We start from the raw sequence: 11,551 nt of genomic DNA, 5'->3' as shown, positions 1-11,551 counted from the left end.
CGCTGATGGTGTGCGGTGCGGAGGGGGCGCTGATCTCCGTGACGCCGGCCTCGGCGGTGCCGCCCGCGAGCAGCACCAGCAGGTCGACGGTGCGCTGCGCGGCAGCGGCGGCGGCCTGCGGGTCCACGCCGCGTTCGAAGCGGCGGGAGGCCTCGGAGATCAGCTTGTGGCGCCGCGAGGTGCGGGCCACCGTCACCGCGTCGAAGTGCGCGGCCTCGATGACGATCTCCGAGGTCCCGGCGCCGTCCGCGCCCCCGTCACCGGCGGCGGGGTCCGCGCCGGACCCGTCGGCGATCTCGGTGTGCGCCCCGCCCATCACGCCGGCCAGGCCGATCGGGCCCCGCTCGTCGGTGATGACCAGGTCCTCGGCGGCCAGCACCCGCTCGGTGCCGTCCAGGGTGGTCAGCTTCTCGCCGGCCTCGGCCCGCCGTACGCCGATCGCGCCGTGCAGCCGGGTGCGGTCGTACGCGTGCAGCGGCTGGCCGAGTTCGAGCATGACGTAGTTGGTGACGTCCACGGCCAGCGAGACCGGGCGCATGCCGGCCTTCTGGAGCCGGCGCTGCATCCACAGGGGGGTCGGCACCTGCGGCTGCACGCCGCTCACGGTGCGGGCCACGAAGTGGTCGCAGGCGCCCCGGTCGGAGACGGTCACCGGGTAGCCCTCGCCGTTGGGCGCGGGCACGTCCAGCAGCGCCGGGTCGCGCAGCGGCAGCCCGTAGGCGGTGGCCGTCTCGCGGGCGATGCCGCGCAGCGACAGGCAGTAGCCGCGGTCGGTGGTGACGGCGATGTCCAGCACCTCGTCGACCAGTTCCAGCAGCTCGATCGCGTCGGTGCCCGGCTCGTGGCCCGGCGGCAGCACGATGATGCCGGAGTGGTCCTCGCCCATGCCGAGTTCGGCGGCGGAGCAGATCATGCCCTCGGACAGCCGTCCGTAGGTCTTGCGGGCGGAGATCTTGAACCCGCCGGGCAGCACCGCGCCCGGCAGCACGACGACGACCTTGTCGCCGACCGCGAAGTTCCGCGCGCCGCACACGATGTTCTGCGGCTCGCCGGTGCCGTTGGCGTCGCCGACGTCCACCTGGCAGTAGCGGATGGGCTTCTTGAACCCGGTCAGCTCCTCGATGGCCAGCACCTGCCCGACCACCAGCGGCCCGGTGAGGTCGGCGCCCTGCTGCTCGACGGTCTCGACCTCCAGACCCGCCGAGATCAGCTTCGCCGCGAGGTCACGCCCGGTGACCTCGGCCGGCAGGTCGACGTATTCCCGCAGCCAGGAAAGCGGGGCCCGCATCAGATCTCCATCCCGAACGCCCGGGTGAACCGCACGTCACCCTCGATCATGTCGCGCATGTCCTCGACCGTGTGCCGGAACATCAGCAGCCGTTCGATGCCGAAGCCGAACGCGAAGCCGCTGTACTTCGCCGGGTCGATCCCGGCGGCCACCAGCACCCGCGGATTGACCACGCCGCAGCCGCCGAGCTCGATCCAGCCCTCGCTGGAGCAGGTGCGGCACGGCCGGTCCGGGTTGCCCACGGACGCGCCGCGGCACACGTAGCACACCATGTCCATCTCGGCGGACGGCTCGGTGAACGGGAAGTAGTTGGGCCGCAGCCGGGTGTGCATGCCGGGGCCGAACAGCGAGGACACCATGTGGTCCAGAGTGCCCTTGAGGTCCGCCATGGTCAGGCCCTCGTCGATGGCCAGCAGCTCGACCTGGGTGAAGACGGGGGTGTGGGTGGCGTCCAGCTCGTCGGTGCGGTAGACGCGCCCCGGGCAGATCACGTAGATGGGGGGCTCGCGGTCCAGCATGGAGCGGATCTGCACCGGCGAGGTGTGGGTGCGCAGCACGACGCCGGACTCCGCGCCCGCGTCCTTGCCCGTGCCGGAGGCGTCCGCCACGAAGAAGGTGTCGTGGGTGGTGCGCGCCGGGTGGTCGGGGGCGATGTTGAGGGCGTCGAAGTTGAGCCACTCCGCCTCGACCTCGGGCCCCTCGGCCACCTCGTAGCCCATGGCCGTGAAGATGTCCTCGATGCGCTCCGAGAGCGTGGTCAGCGGGTGCCGGGCGCCGGCGGCGGTGCGGTCGTAGGGCAGGGTGACGTCGACCGCCTCCTCCACCAGGACCCGCTCGTCGCGCTCGGCCTCCAGTTCCTCCTGCCGGGCCTTGAGCGCCTTGTTCACGGCGCCGCGGGCCTGGCCGACGCGCTTGCCGGCCTCGGCCTTGGCCTGCGGGGGCAGCGCACCGATCTCGCGGTTGGCCAGCGCCAGCGGGGAGCGGTCCCCGGCGTGCGCGGCCTTGACCTCCCGCAGCGCGTCGAGGTCGCTCGCGGCGGCGATCGCGCCGAGCGCGGCCTCGCGCGCCCGGTCGATCTCTTCCGGTTTCAGTGCCTCGACCTCGACAGGGTCGTACGACTTATTGGGTGCCGACATCTCTTCCCATGTTTTCCGTATGGCTGTGCGCTTCAGTGCGCTGCGCGCCGGGGCCCGGCCCGGTGCGGATGGCCCGGTGCCTTGCGACGCCCCACGGCATCGTGCGTGCCAGGGGTCGAGTCTACGGGGGTGCGGGCAGCGCGGAGGAAACGCCTGGACGTGTGAGGTGGCCCGCGGGGCCCGTCAGACCATGAAGGCCGGGGTGCCCGCGGGCAGGGTAAATCGGAAGCGGGCGCCGCCCCGGGCGCCGCGGCCCGCCGTGACGGTGCCGCCGTGCGCTTCGACGATGCCCTTCACGATGTACAGACCGAGGCCGGTGCCACTGCGGTCGCTGCCGCGCCAGAAGCGGGTGAAGACCCGGTGCATCGCCTCTTCGGGGATGCCGGGGCCCTCGTCGCTCACGGTCACGGCCGTACCTTCCTGGTGGTGGGCGCCGGGCGGAACCCGGTCCAGCTCAATGGTGACCGTCCCGGCGCCGTGGCGCACCGCGTTTTCCAGCAGGTTGCCCAGCACCTGGTCGATCTTGTCGGGGTCGGCCCACACCCCGGGCAGGTCGGCGGCGACCCGTACGGTGAAGCGGTCGGCGGGCAGGCCGCCGTTGACCAGGGTCTCCACGTGGCGGCGCACGGCCTCGGCGAGTTCGACGGGCTGGCGGCGGATCTCCAGCCGCCCGGAGTCGATGCGGGAGACGTCCAGCAGTTCGGTGATCAGCCGGGTGACGCGGTCGGCGTCGCTGTCGACGGTCTGGAGCATCAGCCGTTTCTGGTCGTCGGTGAACCGCTCCCACTTGTCGAGCATGGTGGCGGTGAAGCCCTTCACCGAGGTGAGCGGCGAGCGCAGTTCGTGGGCGACGGTGGCGATCAGTTCGGCGTCCGAGCGCTCGTCGCGGTCCCGGGTGCCGGCGTCCCGCAGGCCGAGGACCAGCCGGTGCAGCGGGCCGCCGGGGGCGGTGCGCAGATAGCGGGTGGTGACCAGCAGTTCCCTGCCGCCGGGCAGCAGCAGGTGGTGCTCGGGCTCACCGGAGCGGTGGGCGGAGCGCTGGTACGGGTCGGTCACCAGCCACCAGCGGCGGCCGTCGGTGTGCTCCAGGGGCAGGGCCTCCTGGATGCGGCGGCCCAGCATGGCGGTGGGGACGGTGCCGGTCAGCCGGCCCGCCTCGGCGTTGAAGCAGCGGATGTGCCCGAGTTCGTCGGCGACGACCAGCCCGTCGGGCAGGTCGTCCGGCCGCATCTCCACATCCCCGGCCCCCGCTGCGCTGTCCATCCCCGTGATCGCCCCTCTCCCACCTGCGCGTCACCTTACTAGGACCGGCGTCAATAATCCCCTCCTCCGGCGGCCGGGAACCAGGCCGCGCCGGGGCCGGGACCCGGGGCGCGGTCAGCCGGTGGCGCAGCCGCCGGGCGCGCGCTGGGCCCGGGCGGAGGCGTACAGGCAGACGGCGGCGGCGGTGGCCAGGTTGAGGCTCTCGGCCCGGCCGTGGATGGGCACCCGCACGGCGGCGTGCGCCAGGGCGCGGGTCTCGGGCGGCAGCCCCCAGGCCTCGTTGCCGAAGATCCAGGCGGTGGGGCCGCCCATCCGCCCGGCGTCGAGTTCGGCGTCGAGGTCGTGCTCGCCCGCGCCGTCGGCGGCCAGCACCCGTACCCCGGCCCCGGCGAGCGCGCTCACCGCCTCCTCGACGGAGACACCGACCACCACCGGCAGGTGGAACAGCGAGCCGACCGAGGCGCGTACCGCCTTGGGGTTGTACAGGTCGACCGAGGCGTCGGTGAGGACGACGGCGTCGGCGCCCGCGGCGTCCGCGCAGCGCAGGACGGTCCCGGCGTTGCCGGGGTCGCGGACGTGGGCGAGGACGGCCACCAGCCGGGGGCGGCCGGCGAGCACGGTGTGCAGCGGCCGGTCCACGAAGCGGCACACCCCGATGAGCCCCTGGGGGGTGACGGTGTGCGAGATCGCCTCGATCACCTCGTCCGCGGCGAGATGCACCCGTACCCCGGCCCGCTGGGCGGCCTCCACCACGTCGGCGTGCCGCTGGGCGGCCTCGGCGGTGGTGAAGAGTTCGACCAGGGTGGCCTCGCCGTCCGCGCGGTGGGCGATGGCCTCGCGTACCGCCTGCGGGCCCTCGGCCAGGAAGCGGCGCTCCTTGCCCCGGAAGCTGCGGCGGGCCAGCCGGCGGGCGGCGGAGACGCGGGGGGAACGCGGGGAGATCGGCTCGGCGGCGGGGGCCATGGGCGGCGGCTCACTTCTGGCGGTGCGGATGCGGACGGCGCGCGGAGGGCGCGGGGCGCGGGCAGCGCGGATACGGGGGCGCGAGTGCGGGGGTGCGGGAGCGCCGGGCCGGAAAGCACCGGACCCGCAGGCGGTGCCGCCTGCGGGTCCATCAACTGTCGCCCTCGTCGGGGACGGCCGGCCTGCGTGCGCTGCGCGGCAGCGGGCAGGTTCAGGCGGCCTTGGGGGCGTTCACGTCGCTGGGGAGCGCCTTCTGGGCGGTCTCGACCAGGACGGCGAACGCGTTGGGGTCGTTCACCGCGAGGTCCGCGAGGATCTTGCGGTCCACCTCGATCTCAGCGGCCTTCAGGCCCTGGATGAAGCGGTTGTAGGTGATGCCGTTGGCGCGGGCGGCGGCGTTGATCCGCTGGATCCACAGCTGCCGGAAGTCGCCCTTGCGCTTCTTGCGGTCGTTGTAGTTGTAGACGAGGGAGTGGGTGACCTGCTCCTTCGCCTTGCGGTACAGGCGGGAACGCTGACCGCGGTAGCCGCTGGCCTGCTCGAGGATCGCCCGGCGCTTCTTGTGGGCGTTGACTGCCCGCTTGACGCGTGCCACGTATGAACTCCTTGTCGGGGGGTCGCGGATCTGTCCTCACGCGACCCGGAAACGGATGGGTCCCGGTCGTCGAACCTGTGCCGCCGCCCGGTGGGGCGGGCGGCCCGGCTCACTTGCCGAGAAGCTTCTTGATCCTCTTGGCGTCGGCCGGAGCGGTCTCCGTCGTGCCGGCGAGGCGACGGGTCAGCGTCGAGGGCTTGTGCTCCAGGTAGTGACGGCGACCGGCGCGCTGGCGCATCACCTTGCCGGAGCCAGTCAGCTTGAAGCGCTTGCTGACACCGCTGTGCGTCTTGTTCTTCGGCATGTCGCCGCTCTCTCCTCGTCGGTGACGCCCCCGGGAGCCGTTCGTCGGCTCCGCCGGGTGCGTCAGTTGCTTCCCGTCCCCGCACCGCGCAGCGACGCGCGGTGGCGGGATACGTCAGGACGCGGTGCGTCCCTGCTGTTCCAGGCGCTCGGCCTTGCGGGCGGCCTGCGCCTCCCGGGCCTCGGCCATGGCCTCGGTCTTCTTCTTGTGCGGGCCCAGAACCATGATCATGTTCCGGCCGTCCTGCTTCGGGCTGGACTCCACGAAGCCCAGGTCCGAGACGTCCTCCGCGAGCCGCGTCAGCAGCCGGTAGCCCAGTTCCGGGCGGGACTGCTCACGACCGCGGAACATGATCGTGATCTTGACCTTGTCCCCCTGCTTGAGGAACCGGACGACATGACCCTTCTTCGTGTCATAGTCGTGCGGGTCGATCTTCGGCCGGAGCTTCATCTCCTTGATCACCGTGTGCGCCTGGTTCTTGCGCGCCTCACGGGCCTTCATGGCCGACTCGTACTTGAACTTCCCGTAGTCCATGAGCTTGCACACCGGGGGCCGGGCGTTCGCCGCGACCTCTACCAGGTCCAGGTCGTACTCCTGGGCAAGCTCCAGTGCCTTGGCAAGCGGCACGATGCCGACCTGCTCGCCACTGGGACCGACGAGTCGCACCTCGGGGACGCGAATCCGGTCGTTGATGCGGGGCTCGGCGCTGATGGGGCCTCCTCGGTTGCGCCGCACGGTTGTCTGGCGGACAGCCGCGCACGGATGATGCGGGTGACCACCGCCCCACTCAGGACGTGAAAAACGCCCCGGACGGCACACAGGCGGGGCTCCTTGACAGACCGGAGCACCGCCGCGATCACCGCGGGGCGCAGCCTGACCAATGACCTGCCGACGGGATGCCGATCAGGTGGGAGTTCGGAGCCTCCACTTGCGGGCCGGACACGTGCGTATCCAGCCGGTCGTTCTCCATGGTACACAACCCGCGCACCGGGGCATCCCGGCGGCGGCCGGCGGTGCCGGGCCGCCTACGCTGGTCGCCATGAGCGACTCCGTCCAGACCCCCGTCCCCGCCGAACCGGCCGCCGTCGGCGAGGCCACCCGCGACATCGCCGACGTCCCGGCGGTCGAGGTGATCACCACCGTGGCCGTCCACCTGATGAGTTCGGCGGCGGTCAATCTGGGCCTGGCCGAGGGCGGCGAGGAACACAAGGACCTGGACGAGGCGCGCAAGCTGATCACCGCGCTGGCCGGTCTGGTGACCGCGGGCGCCACCGAGATCGGCTCCTACCACGCGGCACCGCTGCGCGACGGTCTGAAGTCGCTCCAGCTGGCGTTCCGCGAGGCGTCCAGTGTGCCGGACGAGCCGGGGCAGGGCCCGGGCGAGAAGTTCACCGGCCCCGTCTTCGGCTGACCGGGCCCGCTCAGGAGCCCTGCGGCCCCGCGCCACCGCTCTCCGTCGTCCCGGCCGTCCCGCCCTTGGCGGAGCCGGAGGAGAGCGTGGCCAGGCCGGGGAACAGCCGCTCGCCGTGCGGGTGGATCAGATACCGCACCAGGACGGCGAGCAGCGCGCCCGCGATCGGGGCCACGAAGAACAGCCACATCTGGGCCCAGGGCTGGCCGCCCGCGAAGATCGCCGGGGCGAAGCTGCGGGCCGGATTGACCGAGGTCCCGGTCAGCGGGATGCCCACCAGGTGGACCGCGGCCAGCGTCAGCCCCAGCGGGACGGCGGCCAGCGGGACCAGGGTGACCTTGTGCGTCACCGAGAGGAACACGAACACCAGCAGGAAGGTCAGCATCACCTCGGCGACGATCGCGCCGAAGGTGGACAGGCCCACCGCCGAGCGGTAGCCGAAGCCGTTGGTGCCGAACGCCTGGCTGGTCCGCAGCCCCGGCACCTGCCGCGCCACCAGGAACAGCAGCGCCGCGCCGGCGATCGCCCCGATGAACTGGGCCAGCCAGTAGATCACGGTCCTGCGGAACGTCATCCGGCCCGACAGGAACATCGCGAGGCTGACGACCGGGTTCAGATGGCTGCCCGATACCGGACCGATGATGAACGCCAGCAGCAGCAGCGTGAAACCGAAGGCCAGCGCGATGCCGAAGGAGCCCACGAACTCGCCGGCCAGGACGGCCGAGCCGACGCCGAAGAAGATCAGGATCAGGGTGCCTATCAGCTCGGCCGTGAACAGCTGCGCCTCGTCCTCGGTCTCGGCCGGTTCGGATTCGGTCGCCAGGGGTTCCGCGGACATGACGCCTCCAGTACCTGGGTGGATCTTTGTGCGAGTCTGAACGAGGGACCGGGCGCGCCGCACGTCGAGTGCGCCGTCCGGGTGTCAGCGGTGCATCAGAGGATCCCCGGGCAGGGCGGTGCCGGGCGGCAGGACCGCGAGCTGGAGGCCGCGCACCAGATGGGCGCGCAGGACCTGGTCGGCGGCGAGCGCGCGGGCGATCCGGCCCACCACCGGCGCCGGCTCGGTGCCCGGCTCCAGCAGCAGGGCCAGCGTGGCGTCGTGGTCAGCGGCGGCGCCCGGCGCGGCCACCAGCTGGGCGGACCGGACGGCGGGCTCGGCCGTCAGCAGGGCGCGCACCGCGTCCCGTACGGCCGGGGTGCGGGCCACCTCCGCGCCGCCCCCGGCGGCCAGGGCCCGCAGCGCGGCGCCGGTCAGCTCGTACTCCACCGGACCGCCCAGATCCAGGACCAGGGTGCCCGCGCCCTCCTGCACGGCCGCACCGAGCGCCTGCGGCACGGTGACGGCGACGGGCCGGGCGTCGGGGCGCCAGCGGGCGAGCGCCTCGGTGGAGCTGAAGACGGGGAGCGCGCGGCGGCCGTCCGGGACGCTGAGGGTGAGCACCGCCATGTCGCTGCTCTTCTCCCGGCGCAGTCCGTCCGGGCCGGTCTCGGCCTCGCCGAGCACCGCCACCACCGGCACCAGCAGCCGGGCGCCGGCCAGCACCTCCAGCAGGCGGGGTTCGGTGGCCGGGTCGCGGGCCCAGTCGGCGAGGGCCCGGCCGAGTGCGGGGTCCTGGCCGCCGTCGTCGCCGGCGAACGCGGGCTGCGGAATGTTCTTGAGCGCCACCCGGCGAGGGTATCCGGGGTGGGGCTACGGCCGGACGGGCGGGGGCCGTACGGGGGGCGTGCGCCACGGCCGGCGCGTGGCGTTTCCGGCCTTTTGTCACCTCCTGTTACCGCCTTTTCCCCGGGAGACGGGTGACCTCGGGCAGATGTGCGGGTTACCGTGCCCAGCATGGAGGAACCGATATCACCGCGCCGGCCCCTGGCGGCCCGTGCCCGGCGATGGGCGGTTCCGGTGGTGACGGCGACCGCCGTCCTGGCGCTGGGGGTGGCCGGTGACGTGCCCCGGGGAGAGGACCTTGCGGTGAGCACCCAGTCCCCGGCGGTCGAACCCGCACCGGGCAGCGGCGGCGGGAACGGCGAGGGATCGGATCTCCAGGCGCTCGGCCGGCTGCCCGCGACCCCGGCCGACGCGGCGCTGGCCCGGTCGCTCCAGCCGCTGCTCGCCGAGCAGCCGCGGATGCGGATGTCGGTGTGTGTGCTGGCGCTGGAGAGCGGGGAGAGCGCGGCGTACGGCACCGGCGTGTTCGACACGGCCAGCATCGTGAAGGTCGATGTGCTGGCCGCGCTGCTGCTCCAGACCCAGGACGCGGGCCGGGAGCTGACCGAGCGGGAGCGGACGCTCGCGGCGGCGATGATCCAGCAGAGCGACAACGACGCCACGGACGTGCTGTGGCGGGTGATCGGCCGGCAGTCCGGCCTGGACGCGGCGAACGCGCGGCTCGGTCTCACCGCCACCACCGGCGGGGCGGGCGGCCACTGGGGCCTCACCCAGACGACGGGCGCGGACCAGCTGACCCTGTTGCGGCAGATCTTCGGCCCCGCGCACGCCTCGGTCCTGGACACCACCTCCCGGGACTATCTGCGCCTGCTCATGGGCACGGTGATACCGGAACAGCAGTGGGGCATATCGGCGGCTGGGAGCGGCGGCGCGGTGGGCACGGAGCTGAAGAACGGCTGGCTGCCCCGCAGCACCACCGGGCTGTGGGACGTCAACAGCATCGGCCGGGTGACGGTGGAGGGCCGGTCGTATCTGATCGCGGTGGTCTCGGACGGTCACCCGGACTACGAGAGCGGGGTCGCGGCCGTGGAGAGCGCGGCCAGGGAAGCGGTGAGCGCGCTCAGCGCCGGCCCGCGCGGCCAGGGCGTCTGAGCGTCCACAGCTGCCAGCAGGAGATCCCCAGCAGGGCCGCTCCCAGCACCCCGGAGACCGGGGCCAGCCAGGGCGTTCCCCCGCCGCCGCTCGGCTCGGGGCGCGGGCCGGGGCCGAAGTGGGTTCCGGCGTGAGCCTCGGAGGCCGGCGGGGCGCCGTGCTCCGGCAGGGCCGCGGCGGCTTCGAGGGCGGCGGCCGGATCCACCAGCCCGGCGCCGAGCGCGTCGCTGCGCCCGCCGGGCGGCGGGTCCTGGGTGGTCGTGGTCAGCAGGGTACGGACCTGGGCCGGGGTCAGCTCGGGGTGCGCGGCCAGCAGCAGGGCGGCGGATCCGGAGACGAAGGCGGCGGCGGCCGAGGTGCCCCAGCCGGCGTAGTAGAGGCCGTTCGGGGCGGCGACGATGACGTCCTTGCCGGGGGCGCTGAGGGCGGCGTACCAGCGGCGGGTGGAGAACTCGGCGCGGCCGCCGCTGCGGTCCACGGCGGTGACGGCGATCACCCCGGGGTAGCCGGCCGGGTAGGAGACCGGGTCGCCCTTCTCCCCGCTGTTGCCGGCCGAGGCGATCACGACGGCGCCCTTGCCCAGCGCGTAACGGATCGCCGCGTCCTCCTCGGGGTCGGGGTGGGCGGATTCGCTGTCGTCGCCGAGCGAGAGATTGATGACGTCGGCGCCCTGGTCGGCGGCCCACCTGATGCCCTCCGCGAGGGCGCCGCGCCTTGCGTCGCGGGCGGCGTCGCGCTCGGGGTCGTCGTCCTCCAGCAGGACGCGGACCGGCAGGATGCGGGCCTCGGGTGCGACGCCGATCACGCCGTTGTCCCGGCCGGGGCCGTGGCCGCGTCCGGCGATGATCCCGGCCATGGCGGTGCCGTGCGCGGCCCAGGTCTCGTCGCCGGGGGCGGCGCCCATGCCGATGAGGTCGCGGCCCTCCAGGACGGCGCCGGCCAGGTCCGGGTGGCCGGCGTCCACGCCGGTGTCCAGCACGGCGACGGTGACGCCCGCGCCCCGGGTGGTCTCCCACGCCCGCGGCACGTTGATGGCGTCGAGTGCCCAGCGCTGCTGATCGCGTATCGAGTCGGCGGCGGCGGGCGGCGTGCCGAGGACGAACAGCGTGCACAGCAGCACGAGCGCGACGAGCGGGGCCGGTAGCGGCCGGCGGGCGGGCGCGGTCATCCGTGTTCCTCGGTGAATCGGTCGGCGGCCCGGCGGATGTTCCGCTCGATCCGGTCCGCGACGCCCATCGCCTCGTGGCCGAGTCCGGCCAGCGCGACCACGGTGTCCTGTCCCTCCGCGACCGCCTCGGTGGCGGCCTGCGGGGCGTCGGCGGTCCGGCCGTCGGCGAAGCCGGTGACCGCGTACACGATGACGGGGGCGTCGGTGAGCACCCGTACCGTCCAGGTGGCGCGCTGCGCGGCGCCGAATGTCTCGGCGGCGGTGCCGGGGGCGGGGTGGGTGGCGGGCATGAGGTCGGCGCGCAGGCCGAGTCCGCCGGTCGCGAAGCGCTCGGCCAGCGCCTCGGTGGCCGCCGGGTCGGCGTCGGTGAACACCATGCCGACGGTGGTGACGGCGGTGACGGTGTCGTCCACGTAGGTGGCGCGCACGGCGCGTTCGCAGCCGGTACCGGCCAGCAGCGCGCCGGCCAGGTCCTCGCCGAGCGCGGTGGCGCAGTCGGCGTCGGGGGCGACGGCGATCCGGAGCCAGCGGCGCTCGGCTCCGCCGGGTCCCGCGCCCTCGCCGTGCAGTTCGGGCGGGAACAGCTCGTCGACGGGCAGGTCGCGCCA

Annotated in this window: 13 protein-coding genes; 2 read left to right on the top strand and 11 right to left on the bottom strand. The window is 73.7% G+C overall.

The genetic code is table 11. The features are described 5' to 3' along the window. The 7 genes from ACFV5N_RS17175 to infC form a co-directional block, all read right to left on the bottom strand. On the bottom strand, nt 1-1,288 hold a 1,288-nt coding region (locus tag ACFV5N_RS17175), incomplete at its 3' end, for a phenylalanine--tRNA ligase subunit beta (protein WP_385600105.1). Continuing rightward, a complete protein-coding gene (pheS, locus tag ACFV5N_RS17170) occupies nt 1,288-2,424 on the bottom strand; it encodes a phenylalanine--tRNA ligase subunit alpha (protein ID WP_385600102.1) in 1,137 nt (378 codons plus the stop codon). The genes pheS and ACFV5N_RS17175, both read right to left, overlap by 1 nt. Before the next feature lie 183 nt (nt 2,425-2,607). Further along, nucleotides 2,608-3,687, bottom strand: a complete 1,080-nt coding sequence (locus ACFV5N_RS17165; RefSeq protein ID WP_385600099.1) for an ATP-binding protein — start codon at nt 3,685-3,687, stop codon at nt 2,608-2,610. A gap of 114 nt (nt 3,688-3,801) precedes the next feature. Then, the gene (locus tag ACFV5N_RS17160; RefSeq protein WP_385600097.1) at nt 3,802-4,650 is read right to left on the bottom strand and encodes a TrmH family RNA methyltransferase; all 849 of its coding nucleotides are present in this window, start codon (nt 4,648-4,650) and stop codon (nt 3,802-3,804) included. Nucleotides 4,651-4,861: 211 nt separating this feature from the next. After that, nucleotides 4,862-5,245: a 50S ribosomal protein L20 gene (rplT, locus tag ACFV5N_RS17155; RefSeq protein ID WP_019435019.1), complete on the bottom strand. Its 384-nt coding sequence runs from the start codon at nt 5,243-5,245 to the stop codon at nt 4,862-4,864. Nucleotides 5,246-5,354: 109 nt separating this feature from the next. After that, entirely contained in the window at nt 5,355-5,549 is a 195-nt protein-coding gene (rpmI, locus tag ACFV5N_RS17150) for a 50S ribosomal protein L35 (RefSeq protein WP_019435018.1), read from the bottom strand. Between the two features lie 114 nt (nt 5,550-5,663). Beyond that, on the bottom strand, nt 5,664-6,284 hold the full coding sequence (infC, locus tag ACFV5N_RS17145) for a translation initiation factor IF-3 (protein WP_385600094.1): 621 nt from the start codon (nt 6,282-6,284) through the stop codon (nt 5,664-5,666). A gap of 304 nt (nt 6,285-6,588) precedes the next feature. Here infC and ACFV5N_RS17140 point away from each other — a divergent pair, with 304 nt between their 5' ends. Further along, nucleotides 6,589-6,960, top strand: a complete 372-nt coding sequence (locus ACFV5N_RS17140; protein WP_385600091.1) for a DUF1844 domain-containing protein — start codon at nt 6,589-6,591, stop codon at nt 6,958-6,960. A gap of 10 nt (nt 6,961-6,970) precedes the next feature. On the opposite strand, the gene ACFV5N_RS17135 is transcribed toward ACFV5N_RS17140, so the two are convergent. Both ACFV5N_RS17135 and ACFV5N_RS17130 read right to left on the bottom strand, forming a co-directional pair. After that, entirely contained in the window at nt 6,971-7,798 is an 828-nt protein-coding gene (locus ACFV5N_RS17135) for an MIP/aquaporin family protein (protein ID WP_385600088.1), read from the bottom strand. Between the two features lie 84 nt (nt 7,799-7,882). Further along, nucleotides 7,883-8,626, bottom strand: a complete 744-nt coding sequence (locus ACFV5N_RS17130) for an SseB family protein (protein WP_385600085.1) — start codon at nt 8,624-8,626, stop codon at nt 7,883-7,885. Between the two features lie 168 nt (nt 8,627-8,794). On the opposite strand from ACFV5N_RS17130, the gene ACFV5N_RS17125 reads away from it, so the two are divergent. Beyond that, on the top strand, nt 8,795-9,775 hold the full coding sequence (locus ACFV5N_RS17125) for a serine hydrolase (protein WP_385600082.1): 981 nt from the start codon (nt 8,795-8,797) through the stop codon (nt 9,773-9,775). Here the strand turns inward: ACFV5N_RS17125 and mycP are convergent. Next, nucleotides 9,744-10,943 carry a type VII secretion-associated serine protease mycosin gene (gene mycP, locus ACFV5N_RS17120; protein ID WP_385600080.1) on the bottom strand — a complete coding sequence of 400 codons (1,200 nt, stop codon included), beginning with the start codon at nt 10,941-10,943 and terminating at the stop codon, nt 9,744-9,746. The two genes, ACFV5N_RS17125 and mycP, sit on opposite strands and share 32 nt — an antisense overlap. After that, on the bottom strand, nt 10,940-11,551 hold a 612-nt coding region (locus ACFV5N_RS17115), incomplete at its 5' end, for a hypothetical protein (RefSeq protein ID WP_385600077.1). The genes ACFV5N_RS17115 and mycP, both read right to left, overlap by 4 nt.

Origin of the sequence: Streptomyces sp. NPDC059853, from assembly GCF_042731495.1 — a bacterium.
Taxonomy (GTDB): domain Bacteria; phylum Actinomycetota; class Actinomycetes; order Streptomycetales; family Streptomycetaceae; genus Streptomyces.
This window is presented reverse-complemented; position numbering and strand designations above follow the sequence as displayed.